Origin of the sequence: Streptomyces sp. NPDC007346 (assembly GCF_040703535.1) — a bacterium.
GTDB lineage: Bacteria > Actinomycetota > Actinomycetes > Streptomycetales > Streptomycetaceae > Streptomyces.
The window spans coordinates 1-24,920 of record NZ_JBEYKR010000016.1 but is presented as its reverse complement, the minus strand read 5'-3'; the positions used below and the strand labels follow the sequence as shown (position 1 = coordinate 24,920).

At 71.8% G+C, this 24,920-nt stretch carries 24 protein-coding genes; 17 read left to right on the top strand and 7 right to left on the bottom strand.

Annotation, left to right across the window (positions count from 1 at the left end; translation table 11 throughout):
* Positions 1–7: 7 nt before the first annotated feature.
* Both AB0917_RS07630 and AB0917_RS07625 read right to left on the bottom strand, forming a co-directional pair.
* Complete coding sequence (locus AB0917_RS07630) at positions 8–1,345, bottom strand: aldehyde dehydrogenase family protein (RefSeq protein ID WP_366818567.1); 1,338 nt, start codon at positions 1,343–1,345, stop codon at positions 8–10.
* A 197-nt stretch (positions 1,346–1,542) separates the two neighbouring features.
* Positions 1,543–1,914 (bottom strand): PLD nuclease N-terminal domain-containing protein, encoded by a 372-nt coding sequence (locus AB0917_RS07625; protein ID WP_366818615.1) that lies wholly within the window; start codon positions 1,912–1,914, stop codon positions 1,543–1,545.
* Between the two features lie 157 nt (positions 1,915–2,071).
* On the opposite strand from AB0917_RS07625, the gene AB0917_RS07620 reads away from it, so the two are divergent.
* Complete coding sequence (locus AB0917_RS07620) at positions 2,072–3,529, top strand: menaquinone biosynthesis decarboxylase (protein WP_366818566.1); 1,458 nt, start codon at positions 2,072–2,074, stop codon at positions 3,527–3,529.
* On the top strand, positions 3,526–4,449 hold the full coding sequence (gene mqnP, locus AB0917_RS07615; protein WP_366818565.1) for a menaquinone biosynthesis prenyltransferase MqnP: 924 nt from the start codon (positions 3,526–3,528) through the stop codon (positions 4,447–4,449). The genes AB0917_RS07620 and mqnP overlap by 4 nt, the downstream gene beginning before the upstream one ends.
* A gap of 21 nt (positions 4,450–4,470) precedes the next feature.
* Here mqnP and AB0917_RS07610 read toward each other — a convergent pair whose 3' ends face one another.
* Positions 4,471–5,103: a rhomboid family intramembrane serine protease gene (locus tag AB0917_RS07610; RefSeq protein ID WP_366818614.1), complete on the bottom strand. Its 633-nt coding sequence runs from the start codon at positions 5,101–5,103 to the stop codon at positions 4,471–4,473.
* 120 nt (positions 5,104–5,223) lie between these two features.
* Between AB0917_RS07610 and AB0917_RS07605 the strand changes: the two genes are divergently transcribed.
* Positions 5,224–5,907, top strand: coding sequence for a UbiX family flavin prenyltransferase (locus AB0917_RS07605; protein ID WP_366818564.1), 684 nt, complete (start codon positions 5,224–5,226; stop codon positions 5,905–5,907).
* A 28-nt stretch (positions 5,908–5,935) separates the two neighbouring features.
* Here the strand turns inward: AB0917_RS07605 and AB0917_RS07600 are convergent, their stop codons facing one another.
* Positions 5,936–6,082 (bottom strand): hypothetical protein, encoded by a 147-nt coding sequence (locus AB0917_RS07600; protein WP_366818563.1) that lies wholly within the window; start codon positions 6,080–6,082, stop codon positions 5,936–5,938.
* A 121-nt stretch (positions 6,083–6,203) separates the two neighbouring features.
* Between AB0917_RS07600 and AB0917_RS07595 the strand changes: the two genes are divergently transcribed.
* From AB0917_RS07595 to AB0917_RS07570, 6 genes are all read left to right on the top strand, one after another.
* The gene (locus AB0917_RS07595) at positions 6,204–6,659 is read left to right on the top strand and encodes an Lrp/AsnC family transcriptional regulator (protein ID WP_366818562.1); all 456 of its coding nucleotides are present in this window, start codon (positions 6,204–6,206) and stop codon (positions 6,657–6,659) included.
* A gap of 95 nt (positions 6,660–6,754) precedes the next feature.
* Complete coding sequence (gene mqnE, locus AB0917_RS07590; RefSeq protein WP_366818561.1) at positions 6,755–7,918, top strand: aminofutalosine synthase MqnE; 1,164 nt, start codon at positions 6,755–6,757, stop codon at positions 7,916–7,918.
* A 126-nt stretch (positions 7,919–8,044) separates the two neighbouring features.
* Positions 8,045–8,581 carry a GNAT family N-acetyltransferase gene (locus AB0917_RS07585; RefSeq protein WP_366818560.1) on the top strand — a complete coding sequence of 179 codons (537 nt, stop codon included), beginning with the start codon at positions 8,045–8,047 and terminating at the stop codon, positions 8,579–8,581.
* A 226-nt stretch (positions 8,582–8,807) separates the two neighbouring features.
* The gene (locus tag AB0917_RS07580) at positions 8,808–9,077 is read left to right on the top strand and encodes a DUF4229 domain-containing protein (protein WP_366818559.1); all 270 of its coding nucleotides are present in this window, start codon (positions 8,808–8,810) and stop codon (positions 9,075–9,077) included.
* 435 nt (positions 9,078–9,512) lie between these two features.
* On the top strand, positions 9,513–10,910 hold the full coding sequence (locus AB0917_RS07575; RefSeq protein WP_366818558.1) for a dicarboxylate/amino acid:cation symporter: 1,398 nt from the start codon (positions 9,513–9,515) through the stop codon (positions 10,908–10,910).
* A 174-nt stretch (positions 10,911–11,084) separates the two neighbouring features.
* Positions 11,085–11,735 carry a TetR/AcrR family transcriptional regulator gene (locus AB0917_RS07570; protein WP_366818556.1) on the top strand — a complete coding sequence of 217 codons (651 nt, stop codon included), beginning with the start codon at positions 11,085–11,087 and terminating at the stop codon, positions 11,733–11,735.
* Positions 11,736–11,757: 22 nt separating this feature from the next.
* Here AB0917_RS07570 and AB0917_RS07565 read toward each other — a convergent pair whose 3' ends face one another.
* From AB0917_RS07565 to AB0917_RS07555, 3 genes are read right to left on the bottom strand one after another with little or no spacing between them, the layout of a single operon-like run.
* On the bottom strand, positions 11,758–12,141 hold the full coding sequence (locus AB0917_RS07565; protein ID WP_366818555.1) for a VOC family protein: 384 nt from the start codon (positions 12,139–12,141) through the stop codon (positions 11,758–11,760).
* 45 nt (positions 12,142–12,186) lie between these two features.
* Positions 12,187–13,125 carry a MaoC/PaaZ C-terminal domain-containing protein gene (locus AB0917_RS07560; protein WP_366818554.1) on the bottom strand — a complete coding sequence of 313 codons (939 nt, stop codon included), beginning with the start codon at positions 13,123–13,125 and terminating at the stop codon, positions 12,187–12,189.
* 5 nt (positions 13,126–13,130) lie between these two features.
* The gene (locus tag AB0917_RS07555) at positions 13,131–14,450 is read right to left on the bottom strand and encodes a 3-oxoacyl-ACP reductase (protein ID WP_366818553.1); all 1,320 of its coding nucleotides are present in this window, start codon (positions 14,448–14,450) and stop codon (positions 13,131–13,133) included.
* Positions 14,451–14,574: 124 nt separating this feature from the next.
* Between AB0917_RS07555 and AB0917_RS07550 the strand changes: the two genes are divergently transcribed.
* From AB0917_RS07550 to AB0917_RS07515, 8 genes are all read left to right on the top strand, one after another.
* Positions 14,575–15,864: an acetyl-CoA C-acetyltransferase gene (locus AB0917_RS07550; RefSeq protein ID WP_366818552.1), complete on the top strand. Its 1,290-nt coding sequence runs from the start codon at positions 14,575–14,577 to the stop codon at positions 15,862–15,864.
* 282 nt (positions 15,865–16,146) lie between these two features.
* Positions 16,147–18,078 (top strand): AMP-dependent synthetase/ligase, encoded by a 1,932-nt coding sequence (locus AB0917_RS07545; RefSeq protein ID WP_366818551.1) that lies wholly within the window; start codon positions 16,147–16,149, stop codon positions 18,076–18,078.
* 444 nt (positions 18,079–18,522) lie between these two features.
* Positions 18,523–19,779, top strand: coding sequence for a hypothetical protein (locus AB0917_RS07540; RefSeq protein WP_366818550.1), 1,257 nt, complete (start codon positions 18,523–18,525; stop codon positions 19,777–19,779).
* Between the two features lie 504 nt (positions 19,780–20,283).
* A complete protein-coding gene (locus AB0917_RS07535) occupies positions 20,284–21,045 on the top strand; it encodes a hypothetical protein (RefSeq protein ID WP_366818549.1) in 762 nt (253 codons plus the stop codon).
* 14 nt (positions 21,046–21,059) lie between these two features.
* Positions 21,060–21,512, top strand: coding sequence for a phage holin family protein (locus AB0917_RS07530; RefSeq protein WP_366818548.1), 453 nt, complete (start codon positions 21,060–21,062; stop codon positions 21,510–21,512).
* Positions 21,488–22,129, top strand: a complete 642-nt coding sequence (locus tag AB0917_RS07525; protein ID WP_366818547.1) for a DUF3618 domain-containing protein — start codon at positions 21,488–21,490, stop codon at positions 22,127–22,129. The genes AB0917_RS07530 and AB0917_RS07525 overlap by 25 nt, the downstream gene beginning before the upstream one ends.
* Positions 22,130–22,385: 256 nt before the next feature.
* A complete protein-coding gene (locus tag AB0917_RS07520) occupies positions 22,386–23,456 on the top strand; it encodes a M20 family metallopeptidase (RefSeq protein WP_366818613.1) in 1,071 nt (356 codons plus the stop codon).
* Positions 23,457–23,913: 457 nt separating this feature from the next.
* Positions 23,914–24,920, top strand: a 1,007-nt coding sequence (locus AB0917_RS07515) for a MarR family transcriptional regulator (RefSeq protein WP_366818546.1), incomplete at its 3' end; no start/stop codon positions are given.

The window sequence follows — 24,920 nt, the reverse complement described above, 5'->3', positions numbered from 1 at the left end:
TGTGCCGTCAGCCCAGCGGGGTGTCCAGGACCGCCTTGCGGTGGCTGAACGTCTCCAGGGAGTAGCGGCCGTGGTAGTTGCCCATGCCGCTCTCGCCGACCCCGCCGAACGGCAGGTCGGAGACGGTCAGATGGGCCAGCGGCAGCCCCATGCCGACCCCGCCCGAGGACGTCTCGGCCAGCAGCCGCTCGCGTACGGCGGGGGAGTCGGTGAACGCGTACAGGGCCAGCGGCTTGTCCCGGTCGTTGATGAAGCCGATCGCCCCGTCCAGGCCGTCCACCGTCACCAGCGGCAGGATCGGGCCGAAGATCTCCTCGCCCATCACGGGTGCGTCGGGTGCGACATCGGCCAGGACGGTCGGCGCGATGTACCTCGTGTCCCGGTCGTGGGCGCCGCCGGTCACCGTACGGCCGGAGTCCAGCAGGCCCGTCAGCCGGTCGAAGTGGCGCTCGTTGACGATCCGCCCGTACTCCGGGTGCTCGGCCGGGTCCTCCCCGTACAGCCCCTCCACCGCCGCCGCCAGCGCCTTGGCGAGGGCCGGGGCGGTCTCCGGGTCCGTCAGCACGTAGTCGGGGGCCACACAGGTCTGGCCGGCGTTGATGAACTTGCCCGAGGCGATCCGGCCGGCCACCGTCTTCAGGTCCGTGTCCCGGTCGACGAAGGCCGGGGACTTGCCGCCCAGCTCCAGGGTGACCGGGGTGAGGTGCTTGGCGGCGGCCGTCATGACGATCCGGCCGACCTTGCCGTTGCCGGTGTAGAAGATGTGGTCGAAGTGCTGCTCCAGCAGGGCGGTGGTCTCCTCGACCGCGCCCTCCACGACCCCGACCGCATCCGTGTCCAGGTACCGGGGCAGCAGCCGGGCCAGGGCCGCGGAGGTCGCGGGCGCCAGCTCGCTGGGCTTGACCACCACGCAGTTCCCCGACGCCAGGGCGCCCACGACCGGGGCGAGCAGCAGCTGCACCGGGTAGTTCCAGGGCGCGATGACCAGGACGACGCCGAGCGGGTCCAGCACGGTCTGCGCGGTGGCGCCGGTGGGGGCGAGATGCGGCGGTACGGGGGCGGGTTCGGGCCGCAGCCACTCGGCGAGGTGCTCCAGGGTGTGGTCGGTCTCGCGGACGGTGAAGTCGATCTCGGTCCGGTACGCCTCCTTGCGGCTCTTGCCCAGGTCGGCGTGGAGGGCGTCGGCGAGGTCGTCGCCGTGCTCGGTGAGCAGGGCGCGCAGCCGCTCCAGCTGACCGGTGCGCCAGGCGAGATCCTTGGTGCGGCCGGTGCGGAAGGTGGCGCGGAGGCGGGCGACGAGCTCGGCGGGGGTTTCGGAGGGTGCCTCGGTGGGGGTGGCGGGCATGGGGGGCTCCTAAAGAGGGGCACGCGTGCCCTTGAGAGGGTCACGCGTGCGGTGCCTGCTTCTGTTGTTACCCCTTCGAGGATGGCCGACGCCGCCCCCGGGACGCGCTCACCGCGCCGGTCGGAAAGATCACCCCTGCCGGCGGGAACAGGCCGTCAGGAACAGCCGGTCAGAAAGACCCCGGCGGGAACGGCCCGTCAGGAGGTGGGCGGGGTCTTGTCGTCGGGGCTCGTACCGCCGTCGCGGTGCCCCCGCTCCTCCTCGGCCTTCTTGGCCTCGGCCTCCGACTCGGCCTTCTTGTCGTCCTTGAGCGACTTGAGGAAGTCGGGGTTGTCGTCCGGGGCGACCCACTGCTGCCGCCTGCCCGGCTGCCACGAGGAGGGCCCGCTGCCCCCGGCCGCGCCGTGGCGCACCTTGCCGGCGATGAGCCAGCCGACCGAGCCGACGACCCAGAACAGCAGGATGATGAAGACCCAGGCGATCTTGGGCAGGTGCTTGGTGTCCTCCTCCGAGGTGTTCAGGCAGTCGATGAAGGCGTAGATCATCAGAGCCAGCGGCAGGATGAACATCAGGGCTCTCATGGCGCGTCCCCCAGTGGAGCGGCGGCGGGGCTCGGTGTTCCCCCGGTGTCGCCGCCAGGGTACCGGCTGGCCGCCGGGAATCCCGGGCCAGGAGCCGGGGGAGCCCCGGCGGGGCCGCGCGGACGGGGATGACAAACTGGACCGCATGGCTTACGACGATCTCCGCTCCCTGCTCCGGGCTCTTGAACGCGATGGTGATCTCAAGCGCGTCAAGGCCGAGGTCGACCCTCACCTGGAGGTCGGCGAGATCGTCGACCGGGTGAACAAGGCGGGCGGCCCCGCCCTGCTCTTCGAGAACGTCAAGGGGTCCTCGATGCCCCTGGCCATGAACGTCTTCGGCACCGACCGGCGCCTGCTCAAGGCGCTCGGGCTGAAGTCGTACAGCGACATCAGCGACAAGATCGGCGGGCTGCTGAAGCCGGAGCTGCCGCAGGGCTTCGTCGGCGTACGGGAGGCCTTCGGCAAGCTCGGCTCGATGGTCCACGTGCCGCCGAAGAAGGTGAAGTCCGACGACGCGCCGGTCCAGGAGGTCGTGCTGAAGGGCGACGACGTCGACCTGGACCGGCTGCCCGCGCTCTTCACCTGGCCCGGCGACGGCGGCTCCTTCTTCAACCTGGGCCTCACCCACACCAAGCACCCCGAGACCGGCGTCCGGAACCTGGGGCTCTACCGGCTCCAGCGCCACGACAGGCGCACCATCGGGATGCACTGGCAGATCCACAAGGACAGCGCCAACCACTACCAGGTCGCCGCCCGGCGCGGTGAGCGGCTGCCCGTCGCCATCGCCTTCGGTGCGCCGCCCGCCGTGACGTACGCCTCCACCGCGCCGCTGCCCGGGGACATCGACGAGTACCTCTTCGCCGGGTTCGTCCAGGGCAAGCGGATCGAGATGGTCGACTGCAAGACCGTGCCGCTCCAGGTCCCGGCCCAGGCCGAGGTGGTCATCGAAGGGTGGCTGGAGCCGGGCGAGATGCTGCCGGAGGGCCCGTTCGGGGACCACACCGGCTTCTACACCCCGCAGGAACCGTTCCCCGCACTGACCATCGACTGCGTCACCATGCGGAAGCGGCCGCTGCTCCAGTCCATCGTGGTGGGCCGCCCGCCGACCGAGGACGGGCCGCTGGGCCGGGCCACGGAACGGTTCTTCCTGCCGCTGCTGAAGATCATCGTGCCGGACATCGTGGACTACCACCTCCCCGAGGCGGGCGGTTTCCACAACTGCGCGATCGTCTCGATCGACAAGAAGTACCCCAAGCACGCGCAGAAGGTGATGAGCGCCATCTGGGGTGCGCACATGATGTCGCTGACCAAGCTGATCGTGGTCGTCGACTCCGACTGCGACGTCCACGACCTGCACGAGGTCGCCTGGCGGGCGCTCGGCAACACCGACTACGCCCGGGACCTCACGGTCACCGAGGGCCCGGTCGACCACCTGGACCACGCCTCGTACCAGCAGTTCTGGGGCGGCAAGGCGGGTATCGACGCCACCCGGAAGCTGCCCACGGAGGGCTACACCCGGGACGGGGGCTGGCCCGAGATGGTCGAGTCCGACCCGCAGACGGCGGCGAAGGTCGACCGCCGTTGGAAGGAGTACGGGCTGTGAGCAGCGCGGCAGAAGCGGCGGCGTCCGTCCCCGGCTCCGCGCCCGCCGACAGCAAGGTCAAGTCCTTCCTCCGGCTGGTGATGATCGAGCACTCGGTCTTCGCGCTGCCCTTCGCCTACATCGCCGCGCTGACCGCGATGTTCCAGCTGGACGGCACGATCCACTGGGGCGTCCTGCTGCTCGTGACGCTCGCGATGGTGGGGCTGCGGACGTTCGCGATGGCCGCGAACCGGATCATCGACCGGGAGATCGACGCCCGTAACCCGCGTACGGCCGGGCGTGAGCTGGTCACCGGCGCGGTGTCGGTGAAGTCGGCCTGGACGGGGGCGCTCGTCGCGCTCGCCGTCTTCCTGGGCGCCGCCGCCCTGCTCAACCCGCTCTGCCTGGCGCTGGCGCCGCTCGCGGTGGTGCCGATGGTGGTCTATCCGTACGGCAAGCGGTTCACGAACTACCCGCACGCCATCCTGGGACTGGCGCAGGCCATCGGGCCGATCGGCGCCTGGCTCGCGGTGACCGGCTCCTGGTCGTGGGACGCGGTGATCCTGGGGCTGGCCGTCGGCATCTGGATCGGCGGCTTCGACCTGATCTTCGCCTGCCAGGACGTCCAGGCCGACCGGGCCCACGGGGTGCTCTCCTTCCCGGCGCGCTTCGGTATCCCGGCGGCGCTGTGGGGCGCGCGGGTCTGTCACGTGGTCACGACGGGGCTGCTGGTCTGGTTCGGCCTGGCGACGGACGCCGAGCTCTTCTACTGGGTCGGCATGGTGATCGTCGCGGTGGCGTTCGTCTACGAGCACCGGGTGGTGCGGCCGCACGACCTGTCCCGGCTGAACCGCGCCTTCTTCTCCGTCAACGGCTTCATCGGCATGGCGCTCTTCGCCTGCGCGCTGCTCGACCTGCTGGTGCGCGGTCTGACCCCGTGAGCCCGCTCCCGGGCGCGCGGGTCAGACCGTGACCAGGTTGTCCGGGCCGCGATGCGTGGGCGGACGGCGGAAGAAGAAGGCCGCCGCCACGCCGCCTATGAGGCCGAAGAGGTGGCCCTGCCAGCTGACGCCCGACTCGGTGGGCAGGACGCCCCAGAGCAGCGAGCCGTAGACCACGGCGACCCCGATGCCTATCAGGACGTCCCAGGGCCGGCGGTCCACGAAGCCCCGGACCAGCAGATAGCCCAGCAGCCCGAAGACCACGCCGGAGGCGCCGAGCGTCACCGTGTACGACGGGGCGGTCAGCCAGACGCCGACGCCGCTGACCAGGATGACCGTCACGACGACGGCGGCGAATCTGCGCAGCCCGCCGAGGGCGGCGATGAAGCCGAGGACCAGCAGCGGGACGCTGTTGGAGGCGACGTGCTCCCAGCCGCTGTGGAGGAACGCGGCGGGCACCACGTCGCGCAGCTCGGCGACCTCGCGCGGGCTGATGCCGTAGGTGTCCAGAGCGTTTCCGGTCGCCACGTCGATGCCTTCGAGGATCCACAGCAGAGCGACCCAGCTCACCATCAGGATCCCGGCCGTGAGCGCGCGTGCGCCGCCGGTCGGGGTGGAGCCCGTGCCGCGGCCGGTTGTCCAGTAGTCGCCCATGGTCTGCCCCTGCCCCCGGGTTGCCGTCATCTGTGGAACGTCCCGGACGGCCGCCCGGTTCCGGGTGCGGGGCGTCGGGGCGCGCCGGATAGGCTCGTTGATGTGGAATCCGGGACTTCAGTGACTCATCAGCGGCGGCGGCCTTGGATTGTCGGGGTGTCCGGTGCTTCGGGGACCCCGTTCGCGGCCGCCGTCCTGCGCGGGCTGCTGGCGGGCGGCGAGAGCGTGGACCTGGTGGTGAGCCGGGCCTCGCGTCTCACCCTGCTGGACGAGACCGGCATCGCGTTCCGGGACGGGCACTGGCGCGAGGACCTGCGCTGTTGGCTGGATCGTGGCGCCGACGGGAAGCCGGACGCGTTCGCGGTGGGCGACGCGGAGCTGGAGCGCGTACGCCACTGGCCGGCCGGTGACCTGGCCGCCGGGCCGTCCTCCGGGTCGTACCCGGCGAAGGGGATGCTCATCGTGCCGGCCTCGACGGCCTGTGTGGCCGGAGTGGCGCTCGGTCTGTCGAAGGATCTGCTCCAGCGGGCCGCGAGCGTGACGCTCAAGGAGCGCCGTCCGCTCGTCGTCGCGGTCCGTGAGACCCCGCTGAGCGGCCAGACGCTGAAGCAGATGGTGGCCCTGGACGAGGCGGGCGCCGTGGTGCTGCCCGCCTCTCCGGCGTTCTACGCGGGCGCGACGCACATCCAGGACCTGGTGGACTTCGTCGCGGGGCGGGTGCTGGACGCGGCCGGGGTGGAACACCGGCTGTACCGCCGCTGGGAGGGAGAGCTCGGTGGCGGCTCCCGCAGCCCGGAGGGCTGACAGGCCGGAGCGGACCGAGCGTCGTGGGTCAGCGCTTCTTGGCGGTGCGCGGCGCGTGGGTCTTGTCGACGCGGCGCGCGGCGGCGGGCTGGTGGGCACGCGAGCGGTTGGCCAGGTCCTGCAGCTCGCGCATCCGGGCGTAGGCCATCTCGATCGTGTACACGGTGAAGTTCACTCCTGAAGATTCGAAAGCGTTTCTTGGATGTTCTAGAAGATTTGCAGGGCCTGAGCCCTACATGCCTTAGATTCTACACGTAAACTCGCGGTACTGCTGAACAATGGAAGGCTTCAGTCATATGGACGCGGTGGACAGGCAGCTCATCCAGGCCCTCAGGGAGAACGGCAGGGCCTCGTACGCCGAGCTGGGACGGCTCGTGGGGCTCTCCGGGCCCAGCGTCACCGACCGCATCAACCGGCTGGAAACCGCCGGTGTCATCACCGGCTACCGCGCCACCGTCGATTCGGCCTCGCTCGGCCTCGGCGTCACCGCGCTGATCGGGATCTCGCTCTCGGACGCGGCCGACCACGAGGACGTGGCGCGCCGGCTGAAGGACCTCGCGGAGATCGAGGACTGCTGGTTCATCGCGGGCGACGACTCGTACATGCTCAAGGTCCGGGTCGGTGACGTGGACGGTCTGGAGCGGACGATCCGGCGCCTGAGCGGTACGAAGGGCGTCTCGCGGACCCGTACCACGATCGTGCTCTCCACCAAGTGGGAGAACCGGGTCGGGGAACTCCCCGAGGAGCCGTAGGCGCAGAGCGCCGTACAAGGGGGCCCCATCCACCCGAAGGGTGGGGGAGTACCGTTGGCGAGGTCTGTTGTACGGAGGAAATGGGAGGCGGCCAGGTGGACGCGGGACTCAAGCGCGAGCTGGAGCAGAAGGTCCGGGCCGGCGAGCGGCTGACCCGCGAGGACGGGATCGCGCTCTACGCGTCCGACGACCTGGCGTGGCTCGGCGGGCTGGCGCACGAGGTGCGCACCCGTAAGAACGGCGACGTGGTGCACTTCAACGTCAACCGCCACCTCAACATGACCAACGTGTGCACCGCCTCGTGCGCGTACTGCTCGTTCCAGCGCAAGCCGGGCGAGAAGGACGCGTACACGATGCGGATCGAGGAGGCCGTCAGCCTCGCCAAGGCGATGGAGGGCGAGAACCTCACCGAGCTGCACATCGTCAACGGGCTCCACCCCAACCTCCCGTGGCGCTACTACCCGCGCTCGCTCAGCGCGCTGAAGGAAGCCCTGCCGGACGTGGCGCTGAAGGCGTTCACGGCGACGGAGATCCACCACTTCGAGACCATCTCGGGCCTCACCGCCTCCGAGATCCTCGACGAGCTGATCGAGGCCGGGCTGGAGTCGCTGACCGGCGGCGGCGCGGAGATCTTCGACTGGGAGGTCCGCCAGCACATCGTCGACCACCGCACCCACTGGGAGGACTGGTCGCGCATCCACCGGCTCGCGCACGAGAAGGGGCTCAAGACCCCGGCGACGATGCTGTACGGGCACATCGAGGAGCCCCGTCACCGCGTCGACCACGTGCTGCGGCTGCGGGAGATGCAGGACGAGACCGGCGGCTTCCAGGTCTTCATCCCGCTGCGCTACCAGCACGACTTCGTGGACATGAAGGACGGCAAGATCCGCAACAAGCTCCAGGCGCGGACCACGATGGCGACCGGCGCCGAGGCGCTGAAGACCTTCGCCGTCTCCCGGCTGCTGTTCGACAACGTGCCGCACGTCAAGGTCTTCTGGGTGATGCACGGCGTGCAGACCGCGCAGCTCGCGCTCCAGCACGGCGCGGACGACATGGACGGCTCGGTCGTCGAGTACAAGATCACGCATGACGCCGACGACTTCGGTACGCCGAACAAGCTCGGCCGCGAGGACCTGCTGGACCTGATCCGCGACGCCGGTTTCCGGCCGGTCGAGCGGAACACGCGGTACGAGATCCTGCGCGAGTACCCGGGCCCGGAGGCGGACCGGCGCGAGTCGCCGCAGCCGATGCGGGTCTGAGCCGAGCCGCGTCACGGTCCGCGCGGAAGTAGTGCGTGTGAAAGCCCCGGCCGCCGTCCCCGGCCGGGGCTTTCCGCATTCCGGAACAGGTTGAGCCCGCCACGAGGTAATAGTTAATGTGACCCTATGGCACTTACCTTCGAGCTGGATCCCGCGTTCTCGCCCGCCCTGCGCGACGGCATCACCGCCCTGTGGGCCGATGTCACCAACGCCGGCGGCGCCGTCGGATTCGTCCCGCCCGTCACGGCCGACGAGGTCCGGCCCGACCTGCTCAAGCACCTTCTCGCCATCGAGCAGGGCCGCGCCCGGCTGCTCGTCGGCCGCGACGAGGGCGGCGCGGTCGCCGCCACCGCCTTCCTCACCCTCAACGACCACCGGCTGATGAACCACTGGCTCTGGCTCTACACCGTCATGGTCCACCCCCGCCACCAGGGCAAGGGGTACGGCCGCGACCTCATGGCCGCCGCCGCCGACGCGGCCCGCTCCATCGACGGCATCGAGGCGATCCGCCTCACCTGCCGCGGCGGCACCGGCGCCGACCGCTTCTACGCCGCCTGCGGCTACAAGGAGGTCGGCCGGGTCCCGGGCGGCATCCGGGTCGCCCCGGGCGACGACCGCGACGACATCGTCATGCTGCTCCCGCTCGGCCCGGCGGCCGTCTGAGCCGCGGGCGGCCGTCCGTACCGGGAGAAGCGCGGTGCCGCGAGAAGGTCACCCCGCGACAAGGCCACCTCGGGAGAAGGGCGCCCGGCGGCAAGGGCGCCCGGGAACCCCCTGAACCCTGAGAATTCGGGCCATGCTTCACTGGACGGGCAGGACTGTGTCGAGAGTTCGGTCGAGAGTTCATGAGAAGAGAGGGCCTGCTGTGTCCGCTGCCAAGCCGAGCGCAATGATCCGGTACACGGCGTTGCGCCTGTTGATCTTCGTCGGCTGCTTCTTCGTCGCCGGTGTCGCCGTCCACTTCGGCCTGGTGCCCGCCGGCCTCGGCGGCTCCAACATGGTCTGGGTGGTCCTGCTCGGCCTCCTCCTCTCCGCCCCGCTCAGCTACGTACTGCTGCGCAAGCAGCGCGACGAGATGTCCGCGCAGATCGTCTCCACGGTCGACCGGACCAAGGCGCGCCTCGACGCCAACCGCACCCGTGAGGACGCCGTTCAGTAAGCTTCCTCACACGCGCGCCCCTCGCGGGCCGCGCCCCGTGAACCTTCCCCCGGGACCCCAGGCCGGAGCCGAGCGCTCCAGCACTGGGGTTTCGGCGTTTCCAGGGCGCCGGGAGGGGGTTTGCCTCCCCTCCCATGGCCTTTGCCCCATCTCTCACGCTCAAAGAAAGGCTTTGGGGACCTCAAAGCCGGAGTGTTAACGTATTGGACATGAAGACAGCAGTGCGCCTCCGTCATGCCGCGAGCATCCCGCTCGTGGCGCGCCTGCATGTCGATCTCTGCCGCTGTATGTCCGCGGTCTGTTGCCGCAACGTCTGATACGGCATCATGCAGCGGCGCCGCCCCTGACGCGGGCGCCGCGATCCCGTCCCCGTTCCACCGCACGTCCGTACGTCTGTCCTCGTACGTCCCGATGCGTCCCCACTGGAGTGTGTCCGTGTCCGCGAATTCCGCGTCCGCCGCCCCCGAGGCCGAGCAGCCGTCCACCGGCTCCGGCCCCGGTTCCCGTATACCCAAGTTCCCCTTCTGGGCCCAGATCGTCGCCGGTCTGGTCCTCGGTGTCCTGCTCGGCTGGATCGCCCGCAGCCAGGACGCCTCATGGCTCGTCACCACGCTCGACCAGGTCGGCTCGATCTTCGTCCAGCTGCTGAAGCTGGCCGTCGCCCCGCTGGTCTTCTTCGCGATCCTGGTGTCGATCACCAACCTGCGCAAGGTCAACAACGCCGCCCGGCTGGCGACCAGCACCCTGCTCTGGTTCATGATCACGTCGCTGATCGCGGTCGCCATCGGCCTCATCATCGGCCTGGTGACCAACCCCGGCGCCGGCACCGGCCTGACGCCGAAGGACGGCGAGCTGCCCTCGCGCACCGGCAGCTGGATCGACTTCCTGACCGGCATCATCCCGAGCAACGTGATCACGCCGTTCACCGATCTCAACGTGCTCCAGATCGTCTTCATGGCGGCCGTCGCCGGTATCGCGGCCCTCAAGCTCGGCGACAAGGCCCAGCCGATCCTGACGCTCAGCCAGTCGATCCTGGAGCTGCTCCAGAAGGCCCTGTGGTGGGTCATCCGCCTCGCCCCGATCGGCACCGTCGGCCTCATCGGCTACGCGATCGCCGACTACGGCTGGGAGCTGATCGGCAAGTACGCGACGTTCACCGCCGACGTCTACATCGGCTGCCTCCTGGTGATGTTCGGCGTCTACCCGCTGCTCCTGGCCACCGTCGCCAAGGTCAGCCCGCTGCAGTTCTTCAAGGGCGCCTGGCCCGCGATCCAGCTCGCCTTCGTCTCCCGCTCCTCGGTCGGCACCATGCCGGTCACCCAGCGGGTCACCGAGCGCCTCGGCGTTCCGAAGGAGTACACCTCCTTCGCCGTCCCGTTCGGCGCGACCACGAAGATGGACGGCTGCGCCGCGATCTACCCGGCGCTGGCGGCGATCTTCATCGCCCAGATCTTCGACGTCCAGCTGGGCATCGGTGACTACATCCTCATCGCCTTCGTCTCGGTGATCGGCTCGGCGGCCACCGCCGGTCTCACCGGCGCGACGGTCATGCTGACCCTGACCCTCTCCACGCTGGGCCTCCCGCTGGAGGGTGTCGGCCTGCTGATGGCCATCGACCCGATCGTGGACATGATCCGCACCGCCGCCAACGTGACCGGCCAGGCGGTGGTCCCGGTCATCGTCGCGGCCCGCGAGAAGATCCTCGACCACGGCAAGTACAACTCGCCCTCGTCCTCCCCGATCGACGCGTTCGGCCCGTCCGACGACGACACCGCCGACCGGGACGGGAGCGACGACAAGGAACGGCGGTCCGCGGTTCCGGTCAACGCCTAGCGGCCCCGCCGGCCCGTACGGCCCTGAGCGCCCCTGGTCCTCCCCCTCGCGAGGTGGACCGGGGGCGCTCTCGCGTCCGAGGGCGCCTTCGCGTCAGGTCGTGTGAGCGGCCCGGCCCGGCCCGCCGTACCCTTGGGCCGGGGAGCAGGACCGTGGGGCGGGAGGGAGTCGGACGTGGGTGCTGTGAAGAGCAAACGGATGCCACGCGCCGTGCGTGAGCGGCAGATGATGGACGCCGCGGTGCAGACCTTCGGTCAGCGCGGTTACCGGGCCACCTCGATGGACGAGATCGCGGAGCTGGCCGGCGTCTCCAAGCCGTTGGTCTACCTCTACCTGAACTCCAAGGAGGACCTCTTCTCCGCCTGCATCCGGCGCGAGGCGAAGGCCCTGGTGGAGGCGGTGCGGGCCGGGGTGGACCCGGAGCTGCCCGCCGACGGCCAACTCTGGTCGGGGCTGCGGGCGTTCTTCACCCACACCGCCGAGAACCCGGACGGCTGGGCGGTGTTGCACCGCCAGGCCCGCTCGCACGGGGAGCCGTTCGTCGGCGAGGTCATGGTGATGCGCGACGAGATCGTTGCGTTCGTGACGGGCCTGATCGGCGCTGCCGCCCGCGAGGCGCACCGCGATCCCGCCCTCGCGGACCGGGACGTGGCGGGCCTCGCGCAGGCCCTGGTGGGGGCCGCCGAGTCGCTGGCGGGCTGGGCCAACGACACCCCGGACGTCTCGGCGAAGGAGGCGGCGGCGACGCTGATGAACTTCGCCTGGGCGGGCCTGGAGAACCTGATGCACGCCCGCCCCTGGCAGCCTCCGGCGGACGCCTCGTAGCCCCGCGGAGCGGCGTACGGGGTCAGAGCGGCTGGATGCGGGGGCGCAGGAGGCAGAACTCGTTGCCTTCCGGGTCGGCCAGGACGTGCCAGCTCTCGGTGCCGGTCTGGCCGACGTCGGCGGGTCCGGCGCCGAGGGCGAGGAGCCTCTCCAGCTCGGCGTCCTGGTCGCGGTCGGTGGCGTTGACGTCGATGTGCAGCCGGACCTTCCCGGTCCGCGGCTCGCTGTTGGGGCTCAGGACGACGGTGGGCTGCGGGCCGCCGAAGCCGACGCCGGGCGGCCCGATCTCGATGGATCCGTCGTCCTCCCGGCCGAGTTCGACGTAGCCGAGGACCTCGCTCCAGAAGGCGGCGAGCCGCTCGGGGTCCGCGGCTTCGATGACCAGTTCACTGATGCGGCATGCCATGGCGGCCAGTGTAGGGAGCGAGGCCGGTGCGGGGCCCCCGGCGGCTCAGAAGCCCCGGGTCACCACCCCGGTGAGGTGCACGCGCCCGCTCCCGCTCCGCAGGGCGAAGGCCTCTCCCGCCGGGTCGGCCGCGTACGTCACGGTGGCGGGCAGCAGGACGGGGGCCTCGAACTCGGCCCGTACGGTACGGATGCCGCCGCCCTGTCCGTCGGCCTCGGCCAGGCAGCGGGCCACCGTCCACATGCCGTGCGCGATGGCCCGGGGGAAGCCGAAGAGGCGGGCGGTCAGGGGGTGGAGGTGGATGGGGTTACGGTCGCCGGAGACGGCTCCGTACCGCCGCCCGAGACCGGCGGGCAGCCGCCACTCGGCGACGGCGGGCAGGGCGAGGGGCGAACACTCGGTGCCGGCGGGCAGCGCGGGGGTCGAACACTCGGCGCCGGCGGGCAGCGCGGGGTCCGGAGACCTCTCCTCGCTCTTCCCGGCCGCCTCCGCTTCCCCGTTCTCCTCCGCCCCCGCACCCGCCTTCGTCGCGTGCCGTGACAGGTAGCCGCTGCGCGACTCCCACACCAGCTCCCCGCCCACCCGCGCCTCGGTCACCATGGTGACCTCGGTGCCGCGCCGGTGGGGCGTCAACTCCTCGGCGTACACCGTGAGTTCGAGCGCTTCGCCGGGCCGCACCGCCCGGTGGCCGCCTACCTCGATCCAGGTGTGGACGAGCCCGACGACCGGCAGCGGGAAGCCCCGCCCGGTCATCAGCCGCATGGCGAGCGGGAAGCCCAGGACATGGGGGTACGTGAGCGGGAGCGGCCCGGAGACGGTCGGCGGGAAGTGGCAGATCCGGCGGTACGCGGCCAGGGGGCCGGGCGCGGCGGGGGCCGCCGGGAGGGTGAGGCGGTCGGTGGGCAGGGTGGCGCCCGGCCGGCCGGCGTGCCTGAACGGGGAGGTGACGGCCCCGCGGACGAGGGAGGCGTTCAGTCCGGTCATCGCGCTCACGCTCCCAGCAGGCTCTGGCCGCAGACCCGCAGCACCTGGCCGTTGACGGCGGTGGAGTCGGGCTGGGCGAACCAGGCGACGGCCTCGGCGACGTCGACCGGAAGGCCGCCCTGGGAGAGGGAGTTCATGCGGCGGCCCGCCTCACGGATGAAGAAGGGTACGGCCGCCGTCATCTTCGTCTCGATGAAGCCGGGCGCGACCGCGTTGACCGTGACGCCGTGGTCGGCGGCGGCGCGTGGCCCCAGCGAGCGGACGAGGCCGATGATCCCGGCCTTGCCGGCAGCGTAGTTGGTCTGCCCGGTGTTGCCGGCGATGCCCGCGATGGAGGCGGTGGCGACGATCCGCCCGCCGCGCGTGACGGCACCCGCCTTGAGGAGTGCGTCGGTGGTGCGCAGGACGCTGTCCAGGTTGACCTCGATCACCGAGGCCCAGCGGTCGGCGGGCATGTTGGCGAGGCGGCGGTCGCGGGTGATGCCGGCGTTGTGGACGAGGACGGAGAGCCCGTCCGGCGCCGCCGCGGCGATGCGGTCGGCGGCGTCGGGCGCGGTGATGTCCAGCGGGAGCGCGGTGGCGCCGAGGCGGTCGGCGGTGCGTACCAACTCGCCCTGGGCCTGCGGAACGTCCAGGGCGATCACCCGCGCCCCGTCGCGGGCCAGCACCGAGGCGACGGCCGCGCCGATGCCCCGGGCGGACCCGGTGACCAGGGCGGTGCGGCCGGTGAGGGGGGCGGCCCGGTCGGCGACGGGGTCGGGGGTGGCGGTGGTGAGCTCGATGACCTGGCCGCTGACGTAGGCGGAGCGGGGGGAGAGCAGGAAGCGGAGGGTGGACCCGGCGGCCTGGGCCGTTCCGCCGGCCGGGATCCGCACCAGCTGGACGGTGGACCCGCGCCCGATCTCCTTGCCCAGCGACCGGACGAACCCCTCCAGGGCCTGTTGGGCGGCGGCCTGGTGGTGGTCGTCGGGGGACGGCACCGTACCGAGGACGACGATCCGTCCGCCCGGGGCGAGGGAGCGGACGACGGGGTGCAGGGCGGCGTGGACGTCACCGAGCCCGGCGGCGGTGGCGACCCCGGTGGCGTCGAGGACGATCGCGGCGGGCCGGTCGGCGCGCTCGGCCACCGGGAGCCCGGCCCCGGCCAGCACGTCCGCGACCTCCGTGGCCGCCGACGTCCCCGCCGTCAGGTGCAGCAGCGGCCCCTCCAGGCGCGGGGTCTCCAGGGTCCAGCGGCGCAGCGGGGCGGGCTGCGGCAGGCCGAGCCGGCGGGTGAGGAAGCGGCCGGGGGCTGTGCCGGTGAGGTGCAGATAGCGATCGGCCATTGTCCTGACTCCCTGCTCGGTCGTAGATTTACTCCAGAGTAAGGTTACTTAAGAGTCAGGAGCTGGTCGAGATGCACGATCCCGGACCGACCGAGACGAACCCGGCAGGGAGGGGCTGGTCACCATGACGAAGGAGCCCCGGCCGATCCCCCTCGCCCTGCCCCGCCCGCGCCGCGTCGCGGTCATCGGCGGCAGCCGCACCCCCTTCGCCCGCTCGGACGGCCCGTACGCGACCGCCTCCAACCAGGACCTGCTCACGGCCGCGCTCGGCGGGCTCGTGGAGCGGTATGGCCTCGCGGGGCAGCGGGTCGGCGAGTTCGTGGCGGGCGCGGTCCTCAAGCACAGCCGCGACTTCAACCTGGCCCGCGAGACCGTCCTCGGCTCCGCGCTGGACCCGCGCACACCGGCGTACGACATCCAACAGGCCTGCGGTACGGGCCTCCAGGCCGTGATCGCCGCCGCCAACAAGATCGCGCTCGGGGCGGTGGACTCGGCCATCGCGGGCGGCTCCGACACCGCGAGCGACGCCCCGCTCGGCGTCAACGACGACCTGCGCCACATCCTGCTCGCCGCCCGCCGCGCCAGGACGACGGGCGCCCGCGTCAAGGCCCTGTCCGCCGTACGCCCCCGCCACCTCGTCCCGGACATCCCGCGCAACGCCGAACCCCGCACGGGCCTCTCCATGGGCGAACACGCGGCCCGCACCGCCCGCGACTGGTCGGTCAGCCGTGAGGACCAGGACCACCTGGCGGCCACGAGCCACCAGCGCCTGGCGGCGGCGTACGAACGTGGCTTCCTGGACGACCTCGTCGTCCCGTACCGGGGCCTGACCCGCGACCAGAACCTCCGCCCCACCTCCACACCCGAGCAACTGGCCAAGCTGAAGCCGGTGTTCGGGACGGACCGCCCCGAGACGGCGACGATGACGGCGGGCAACTCCACCCCCCTCACGGACGGCGCGGCGACGGTCCTGCTGGCGAGCGAGGAGTGGGCGCGGGAGCACGGTCATCGCCCCCTCGCCTACCTCACCCTCTACGAGACGGCGGCCGTCGACCACGTGGACGGCGACGACGGCCTCCTCATGGCCCCGGCGTACGCGGTGCCGCGCCTGCTGGAGCGAGCGGGCCTGGGGATCGAGGACTTCGACCTGTACGAGATCCACGAGGCGTTCGCCTCCCAGGTGCTGGCCACCCTCGCCGCCTGGGAGAAGCAGGGCCTGGCCCCGCTGGACCGGACCCGCCTGAACGTGGCCGGCTCCTCGCTGGCCACCGGCCACCCCTTCGCCGCCACGGGCGCCCGGATCGTCGCAACGTTGGCCAAGCTGCTGGCGGAACGGGAGGCCCCGGGGCGGGGGCTGATCTCGATCTGCGCGGCGGGCGGCCAGGGGGTGACGGCGATCCTGGAACGCCCGTGACGCGACGGCTCTTCCCCTGCCCGTTGATGCGGTCGCCGCCGCTTGACTCCGAGGCGACTGCTTTCCCCCGAGCCCGGAGGCGACTGCTTTTCCTTGCCCCCCGAGGCGACTGCCTTCCCCCTGCCCCTGCCCTGCCCCTGACGCGACCGCCTTTCCTCTGCCCCTGCCCCTGACGCGATCACCCGCCCCTGCCCCCTGATGCGACCGCCTTCTGCGTGACCCCTGCCGGAGGGACGACCCGGCGACCCGACCCGCCCGACCCCCGCCACCGAGGAGCCGCACGTGTCAACGCCTTCAGCCGCCCCCGTAACCGCAACGCCAACTGCCCCCGCCACACCGGTTCTTGTGGAGCCGACGAAGACGAGAGGCCCGGACGGAAGGGTCCGGGAGGTCTCCGTACCGGCGTTCGCGCCCGCCGTCCTGCGGGGCTCGCTGGCGGAGATCCCGTTCGACAACGCCCGCGAGGCCCCGGCCGACGCGGTGCTGAGCCGCAAGGACGCCGAGGGCACCTGGCACGACGTGACCGCCGCCGACTTCGCCGCCGAGGTGGTGGCGGTGGCGAAGGGCCTGATGGCGGAGGGGCTGCGGGCGGGGGACCGGGTCGCGATCATGGCCCGGACGACGTACGAGTGGACGCTGCTGGACTTCGCCTCCTGGGCGGCCGGCCTGGTGACGGTCCCCATCTACCCCACCTCCTCCGCCTTCCAGGCCCGTTGGATCCTCCAGGACTCGGGCGCGGTGGCCTGCGCGGTCGAGACGAAGGAGCAGGGCCGGCTGATCAGCCAGGAGCGCAGGCAGCTGGGCGACCTGGCGCACCTGTGGCAGTTCGACACGGGGGCGATCGGCCACCTCAAGTCGCTGGGGAAGGACATCCCGGACGCGGAGGTGGCGGCCCGCCGCGCCACGTTGGAACCCGACAGCCCCGCCACCCTCATCTACACCTCGGGGACGACGGGCCGCCCCAAGGGCTGCGTCCTCACCCACGGCAACTTCTTCGCCGAGGTGGACAACGCGATAGAACTGCTCCACCCGGTCTTCAAGTCGGTGTCGAAGGACCCCGCCTCCACGCTCCTCTTCCTCCCGCTCTCGCACGTGTTCGGCCGGATGGTGGCGATCGGCTGCATGCGGGCGAGGGTGCGCCTGGGCCACGCGCCCTCCATCCAGACGGACGACCTGCTGGCGGACCTGGCGGGCTTCCGCCCGACCTTCCTCCTCGCCATCCCGTACGTGCTGGAGAAGGTCTACAACACCGGCCGGGCCACGGCCGAGAAGATGGGCCGGGCGTCCTCGTTCGACCGGGCGGCCCGCATCGCGCAACGCTACGGAAAGGCGGTCGAGGCCGCCGAACACGGCACGGGCCCCGGGCCGGGCCTCGGCCTGCGCGCGGCCCGCGCCCTGTACGACCCGCTGGTCTACCGCCGTATCCGGGCGGCGCTCGGCGGCAAGGTCCGGTACGTGATCTGCGGCGGCTCCCCGCTGGGCCGCCGGCTCGCCGCGTTCTACGAGGGCGCGGGCATCGGCATCTTCGAGGGGTACGGCCTCACGGAGACGACGGCGGCCCACACGGTGACCCCGCCCCTCAAACCCCGCCTGGGTACGGTGGGTTGGCCGCTTCCCGGTACGGCGGTACGCATCGCGGACGACGGCGAGGTGCTGCTGCGGGGCGGCCAGGTGTTCCGGGGCTACTGGGACACGGAACGCGCGGAACCCGTCCCGTACCTCCTGGACGGCGACTGGTTCCCCACGGGCGACCTGGGGTCCCTGGACGAGGACGGCTACCTGACGATCACGGGCCGCAAGAAGGACATCATCATCACGTCGGGCGGCAAGAACGTCACCCCGGCCCCCCTGGAGGACTGGCTCCGCGCCCACCCGCTGGTCAGCCAGTGCATGGTGGTCGGCGACAACCGCTCGTACATCACGGCCCTGATCACCCTGGAGCCGGACGGCCTCCAGCACTGGCGCCAGATGGTGAAGAAACAGGACGTGCCGCTACGGGAGTTGGTCCACGACGAGGAGCTGCGCACGTCCCTCCAGAAGGCGGTGGACGAGGCGAACCGCCTGGTCTCGCGCGCGGAGTCGATCCGGAAGTTCGTGGTCCTGCCGGTGGACTTCACGGAGGAACGGGGGCACTTGACGCCGTCGCTGAAGCTGAAGCGGGACGCGATCGCCCGGGACTTCACGGAGGAGATCGAGGGGCTGTACCGGCGGTGAGGGGGCGGCGCCTCGGCAGTCCTGGTGTCGACTCCGCGCCGAGCCGGGGACGGGGAGCGCGACGGCTGGGCGTCAGGGGCGATGACGACCAGACTCACGGTCCCTTCCCTTGAGTCGCACTCCCGATCTCGTCGTCGGAGGTCGGTGCGGCAAGGATCTGCGACGGTTTCTGGTTGAACTCGCGCGCCGTGGACTCCATGTCCTGCATGTTGCCACCTGGAGGGCGGCCCGGACGGGGCCCGCTGGACGGTGGAGTCATGCGCCGCTCGTATGCGGCTTGCGTACGGGTGGCGGGTGGGTGCGGCCACATCTGCGTAGTGGGGGCGGAAGTGCCGTACGGGGGTGGGCGAGCCTGGCCACAATCGGCCGCACGCGGTGCGTGAGGCCGGGCCACCAGGGCCGCTCACGTCACCCACCGCCACGAACTCGGGAGCGTGAGGTTTCATGATTCCAGGAAGACCCGGCCAGGGCGTCCCCCCGGCATACGCGCCCCAGCGCGCGGTGCTCCGGCGCCCGAGGGCCCCGCGCATCCTGGCCGCCGGACTCCTGGCCGCCGGCCTGACGGTCGCGGCCGGCCCCACCGCGACGGCGACCGGGACCGGGCCGGGGACGGCAACCACGACGGGGACCACGGCTGGGACCGGGACCGGGACCACAACGACGTCCGGGACCACGACCGCGCCCCGGAGCGGTACGGGCCGTGCCGCCCTCGGGACCTGTGCCGGCCCCACCCTCCAGACCCTCGACCGCCTCCCGGGCAGTTTCGCCGTGGTCAAGGCGCTGGGCAGCCCCGGCATCTCGGCGGGTTCCAGCGCCGACGTTCCGGTGTACTGGACCGGCGCGGAGGTCCACCGCGTCCCGATCCCGCCCGGGAACCTCGCGGGGGAGGTCACGGCGATCAACCGGCACGGGCTGATGGTCGGCACGCTCCGCAACCCGAGTACCAACGCGACGCAGGCGTTCAGCTTCCGTATCGGGAACGCCAAGGTGAGGCTGCTGCCGGGTGGCATCGCCGCCCACGACGTCAACGACTCCGGTGTCATCGCCGGGGTCGGCTCCGGCCACACCGCGGTTCTCTGGAAGAACAACACCGTGTTCCGCAGCCTCACGGTGGACACCGCCACCGGGGAGTACGGCGGCGCCTTCACGGCGGTCGGCATCAACAACGCCGGTACGGTCATCGGCGGCGGCACCCGGTACATCGAGGGCGAGTGGGTCGGCGTCGGGCTCCTCTGGAAGGCCGGTACGCCGGGTCACGCACGGACGCTGCTCCCGCAAGCCGCACCGAACGAGGGCTACTCCTCCGTGGCCACCGACATCTCCCGCGCGGGCCGCGTGGTGGGCCACCGCCTCTTCACCTGGGGCACCCAGGTCTACTGGGACCGCCCCTACACCCAGCCCCCCACCGACGTCGCCGGACTGCCGGGCCTCGGGGCCGAGGGCTACTTCACCGCGATCAGCCCGAACGGCCGCCTGACCGTCGGCTACGCACCCAACCGGTGGGCCGACCCCGGCGAGGAGCGCGGCGCCGCCCAGGTGTGGACCGGCGGCACGATGGTCAAGCTGCCGCGCCTGGACCCGCTGGGCACGGCGGAGGCGCACGCCGCCGCCGACGACGGCCGCATCGGCGGCTACGCCACGGGCCTCCCCGACCCGGAGGGGCCCGAGACCGCGTACCCGGTCATCTGGCGGTGCTCGTAAGGGACTTGAGGGGGCATGGCCACCCGGAGCAGCGGCCGGGGAGCCTGCTGCGGACGTCGGCGGTACGCACGGAGCCGGAGCCGGAGCCGGAGCAGGGGCCGGGGCCGGAGCAGGGGCCGGAGCAGGGACCGGGACCGGAGCCGGGCGGGGCACCGGTGCCCCGCCCGGGTCAGTGGGAAGGAGGGGCGGCGGTACGGGCCGGATGTCGTGGACCGAGGAACACCACGGAGCCGGAACCTTCGGGATCGGGATGGGTGACCTGCAACAAGGTACCCCCCCGCTGCCGTACCCGCCCGCTGCTGGCGGTGACGGACCCCGGCCGACCTCCGCCCCCGCCGCCGCCCCCGCCCCCCAGTGCAGCCGCCGTGACCGGCCGAGGCGCGGGCCCAGTTACCCCATTTCGCCCACATCGCGCATGCTCGCCGCATTTGCAACCATTGGGGAGGCGTCGACATGGGGACGACGCGGCACATCTCTCCAAGCAGGGCCGACCTAGGAGGAGCTTTGAGCGACTTCGAGAGTTCGAGCCGTCCGGACAGCGGAACGACGGCGACAGCGGCGCAGACCGCACGGGACAAGGCGAGTGAGGGCACCGATCTGGTGGCCGACAAGGCCGGTGACGTGGCGGGCACCGCCAAGGAACAGGCAGCCGATGTCGCGGGTGAGGCCACCGCACGGGCCCAGGACGTCGTGGGCGAGCTGCGGGACCGGCTGGAGGAACAGGCGCGCTCGCAGACGCAGCGCCTGGCGGACAACGTACGGCGACTGGCCGACGAACTGCACGACATGAGCCGGAACAGCGACGGCGACTCCTCCGCCGCAGGCGCGGTGAGGCAGATCGCGGACCGCGGGCACCAGGCCGCCTCCCGGCTGGAACACAGGGGTCCGGACGGGCTCCTCAGCGATCTTCAGGGCTTCGCCCGCCGCCGCCCCGGTGCCTTCCTCGCGGGCGCGGCGCTCGCGGGCTTCGCCACCGCGCGGCTCGCCAAGGGCGCCAAGTCCGCGGACGGCGGCGCCGGGCGCTCCGCGAGCGCGTCGGACGGCGGTACGGGCCGGGAAGCGCCGCGAGCCGGTACAGGCGGGGAAGCGCAGCAAGTAGGTACGGGCCGGGAGACGCCACGAGCCGGTACGGGCCAAGAGGTGCCGCAAGCCCCGGACACCCGCCCGACGCCGTCCTCACCGCCCCTCACTCCGTCCTACGGAGGAGGCATCGCACCAGGGCCGGTCCCGGTGAGCGACCCGTATCCGGATCGGCAGCAGCCGTAGAGGGGAGCCGAGCCGTGGTCACACCATCTTCGGAACACACCACCGCACAGCCGGGCGCACCGTCCGCCGGCTCCACCCGCGCACCGTCGGCGGACCCTTCCATCGGAGAGCTGGTCGGCGAGATCAGTGAAGACCTCACGCAGTTGGTGCGTGAGGAGATCGAACTGGCCAAGGCCGAGGTCAAGGAGAGCGCGACCAGGGCGGGCACGGCGGCGGGCATGCTCGCCGGCTCCGGTTACGCCGGGCACCTGGTGCTGCTCCTGGGCAGCCTGACGGCCATCTTCGGACTCGCGCACGTGGTCGACCTGGCCTGGGCCGCGCTGATCGTGACCGGGTTCTGGGCGATCGTGGGGGCCATTCTCTTCGTGGTCGGCCGCAAACGCCTCAAGACGGTCAGCGCCAAGCCCGAACGCACTGTGGAAACGCTGAAGGAGGACGCGCAATGGGCACGCAACCCGACGAGCTGAAGTCCGACGTGGAGGACACCCGGGCCCACCTCGCCCACAACGTGGACCGTCTCGCGGACAAGGTCACCCCGGGAAAGGTCGCCAGGCGCAAGGCGGACGCCACGCAGCGGCGGATCACCCGCGTGAAGGAGCGCGTGATGGGTGCGGCGAGCGACACCACGTCCGCAGGTACGCAAGGCGTGGCGGACACCGCCGAACAGGCGGGGGAGGCGGTCAGGCAGACCGCCGACCAGGTGGGCCGATCCGTACGCCAGGCCCCCGACCGGATCACACGGCAGACGCAGGGCAGCCCCGTCGCCGCCGGCATCATCGCCTTCGGCGCGGGCATGCTCGCGGCCGCGCTGCTCCCCACCACGGACGCCGAGGAACGCGTCGGCGCGCAGCTCCGCGAACACTCCGACGACCTTCTCGAGCCCATGAAACAGACCGCCCAGGACGTCGCTCAGGACGTCAAGGAGGACATGCGCGGGCCTGCCGCGGACGCCGTGGACGCGGTGAAGAGCACGGCACAGGACGCGGCTCAGACCACGAAGCGGAAGGCACAGGACGCGGGGCAGGAGGCAGGGACGGGGCTGCGCGAGGTCGGCCGTGACGCTGCCCGCGAAGCAGGCAACTGACCCGGCCGCTCCACGAACTGCTGCACGAACTGCTTCGCGGACTGCTTCGGCATCGAGAGGCGTCCGACGACGCGCGGGGCCCCATTCCCGCCCCGGGGCTCCGCCCGACACGATCAAGGCGGCCCACGATCAAGGCGGCCCACGATCAAGGAGGCCTGGGCCCGGAGGAGTCCGGCCTCAGGCTCCGCGTAACCAGTACGCTGGCCGCGTGACCAGGGATGACAAGGCCGAAGCCGTCGACGTGAGCACCGACGCGATGCTCGAAGACCTCCGCACGCTCGTCGAGACCGAGTCCCCGTCGCGCGATCTCGACGCCTTGGCCGTGTCCGCCGAAGCCGTCGCCACGGTCATCGAGAATCGGCTCGGCGGGCAGGCCGTCCTCATCGTGAACGAGGGCGGGCCCCACGTGCACTGGGTGGCCGGTGGTGAGCCCCGCGTCCTGATCCTCGGCCACCACGACACGGTGTTCCCGCTCGGCACCCTCGCCCGCCGCCCGTTCGCCGTCGCCGACGGGCACGCCACCGGCCCCGGCGTCTTCGACATGCTCGGCGGGCTCGTGCAGGCCGTCCACGGTCTGGCGGCGCTCGACGACCGGTCCGGCGTCGAGATCCTGGTGACCGCCGACGAGGAGGTCGGCTCCTTCTCCTCCCGGGCCCTGATCGAGGAGCGGGCCCGCGCCTGTGGTGCGGTGCTGGTCTTCGAGGGGGCCGCCGACGGGGGAGCGCTGAAGACCGCGCGCAAGGGCTGCGGCGCGTTCCGAGTGACCATCGCGGGCCGGGCCTCGCACGCCGGGCTGGAGCCCGAGGCGGGGATCAACGCCCTCGTCGAAGCCGCACACCAGGTGCTGGACATCGCTGCGCTCAGCCGCCCCGAGCTGGGTACCACGGTCACCCCGACCGTGGCGTCCGCCGGAACCCTGGAGAACGTCGTACCGGCCGAGGCGACCGTGGTCGTCGACGTCCGGGTCGAGTCGGCCGAGGAGAAGGAACGCGTCGAAGCCGCCTTCGCCGCCCTGGCTCCCCATGTCGACGGGGCGCGGATCACGGTCGAGGGGGCCATAGCGCGTCCGCCCATGCCCGAGTCGGCAGCTGCTGAACTCTTCGCACTGGCCCGTCAGTTGATGCCCGGGATCGAAGCCGCGGCGGTCGGCGGCGGCAGCGACGGCAACCTGACCGCCGCCCTGGGCGTGCCGACGCTCGACGGTCTGGGAGCGGTCGGCGGCGGCGCCCATGCCGACCACGAGTACGTCGTCGTCGACGCCATGGCCGAGCGCGCGAACCTGGCGGCCGGGCTGGTGCAGGCCATCCGGCGCTCGCCGCGAGCGTGAGCGAGGCCGCACCACTTCGGGACGCTCGTTCCCGAGACCCGGGTCTCGGCGCCCGAGATTCGGGACTCGGGACCCGAACTTCGGGGTGGTCGGTTCACTCTTCCGGGGGTACGTGAAGGGGGCCCCGGCCCGAAGCTCGAGTCTCGGGACCCGGGCATCGGGATACGAGCCCCGGGATTCGAGCGCCTTCTTTAACCGGTAGGTAAGTGAAGGGGGTTGGGGAAAACCACCCCACCTCCCCACCCCGTCACGGCTAAGGAAGTATGACTAATCGTGACAGCTTGCGGCGCAGAGTCACGGCTGCTTACGGTTCGAGAACCAAACGACCCCGACACGGTGTTGGACGCACCAGCGCCGGGGTCTGACCGCAAGATCGAAACCCTAGAAAGCCGATCCCGTGGCTACCCAGCACCCTAGCCCTGCCCCGCCCGCCCCCGCACACTCCGCCGCGTACCCGATGGCCAAGCCCGGCTACGGCAAACGCTCCGCACCCGACCAACGCCCCCGTACACGCGACGACTTCGCCCTCCTCCCGACGCGCGAGCGGTACGTCGCCGGGTTCGTGGACCACCTCCCCGAGGGCGCGGCGATGAGCGTGAAGCACCTGGCCAAGCAGCTCCCGCTCTACGGGCAACAGGCGATCTCCACCGCCCTGAACGCCCTGTCCGTCGCCGGGCATCTGCGGCGCGTACGGTGCGCGGTCGGCGCGGGCGACGAAACACGGTGGGTCTTCCGCACCTTCTGGTCCCGCACCGCACACGGCAACGAGTGGTGGAACACCTACCTCGCCACCGAAAACGCCACCACCCAAGCCACCAGCCCCGTTCTGGACGCCCCGGCCCCCGATACGACTCCCCCGCCACCGCCCTGGGTTCCGGCGGAGGAACCACCACCCACGCCCGTACCGCCGAAGAATCCCCGTACGGGACAGTCCCCCGCCGCACCACAGGAACCGGAGCAGACCGCCGTACCCCACCAACGCATCCCGGCCCCACAGCCGTACGACGCACCCACGCCTCCCGCCCCGGCTGAGACCCCGACAGAGCCAAGCCCCTCCAAGGCCACCCCCGCCAAGACCGCCCCCGCCAAGGCCAGCCCCTCCGAGGCCGCCCCTTCCCCCGCCTACCTCGCCCTGGCCCACCTCGGCCGCAACGACCACCGCCTCGCCCTCTCCGCCCACGACTGCACAACCCTGGAACCACAGGCAACCGAATGGCTCACCCGAGGCGTAAGCACCGACTACCTCACCAGCGCACTCACCCAAGGACTCCCCACCACGATCGACTCCCCCGTCGCCTTCCTCCGCCACCGCCTCACCGACAAATTCCCACCCACACTGCCCACCACCCCAGGCACCCCACCCAACACCCCCACCCCACCCCAACCCCTCCGCATCGAATGCACCAACTGCGGCCGCCCCGGCCCCCCACAAGCCCTCCCCGACGGCCTCTGCCGCCCCTGCCG

Excerpts from the sequence above, each read along its gene's own strand:
- AB0917_RS07630 (WP_366818567.1), bottom strand. The coding sequence starts at position 1,345 with ATGCCCGCCACCCCCACCGAGGCACCCTCCGAAACCCCCGCCGAGCTC.
- AB0917_RS07625 (WP_366818615.1), bottom strand. The coding sequence starts at position 1,914 with ATGTTCATCCTGCCGCTGGCTCTGATGATCTACGCCTTCATCGACTGC.
- AB0917_RS07620 (WP_366818566.1), top strand. The coding sequence starts at position 2,072 with ATGGCTTACGACGATCTCCGCTCCCTGCTCCGGGCTCTTGAACGCGAT.
- AB0917_RS07610 (WP_366818614.1), bottom strand. The coding sequence starts at position 5,103 with ATGGGCGACTACTGGACAACCGGCCGCGGCACGGGCTCCACCCCGACC.
- AB0917_RS07595 (WP_366818562.1), top strand. The coding sequence starts at position 6,204 with ATGGACGCGGTGGACAGGCAGCTCATCCAGGCCCTCAGGGAGAACGGC.
- AB0917_RS07585 (WP_366818560.1), top strand. The coding sequence starts at position 8,045 with ATGGCACTTACCTTCGAGCTGGATCCCGCGTTCTCGCCCGCCCTGCGC.
- AB0917_RS07580 (WP_366818559.1), top strand. The coding sequence starts at position 8,808 with ATGATCCGGTACACGGCGTTGCGCCTGTTGATCTTCGTCGGCTGCTTC.
- AB0917_RS07565 (WP_366818555.1), bottom strand. The coding sequence starts at position 12,141 with ATGGCATGCCGCATCAGTGAACTGGTCATCGAAGCCGCGGACCCCGAG.
- AB0917_RS07560 (WP_366818554.1), bottom strand. The coding sequence starts at position 13,125 with ATGACCGGACTGAACGCCTCCCTCGTCCGCGGGGCCGTCACCTCCCCG.
- AB0917_RS07555 (WP_366818553.1), bottom strand. The coding sequence starts at position 14,450 with ATGGCCGATCGCTATCTGCACCTCACCGGCACAGCCCCCGGCCGCTTC.
- AB0917_RS07550 (WP_366818552.1), top strand. The coding sequence starts at position 14,575 with ATGACGAAGGAGCCCCGGCCGATCCCCCTCGCCCTGCCCCGCCCGCGC.
- AB0917_RS07540 (WP_366818550.1), top strand. The coding sequence starts at position 18,523 with ATGATTCCAGGAAGACCCGGCCAGGGCGTCCCCCCGGCATACGCGCCC.
- AB0917_RS07525 (WP_366818547.1), top strand. The coding sequence starts at position 21,488 with ATGGGCACGCAACCCGACGAGCTGAAGTCCGACGTGGAGGACACCCGG.
- AB0917_RS07520 (WP_366818613.1), top strand. The coding sequence starts at position 22,386 with ATGCTCGAAGACCTCCGCACGCTCGTCGAGACCGAGTCCCCGTCGCGC.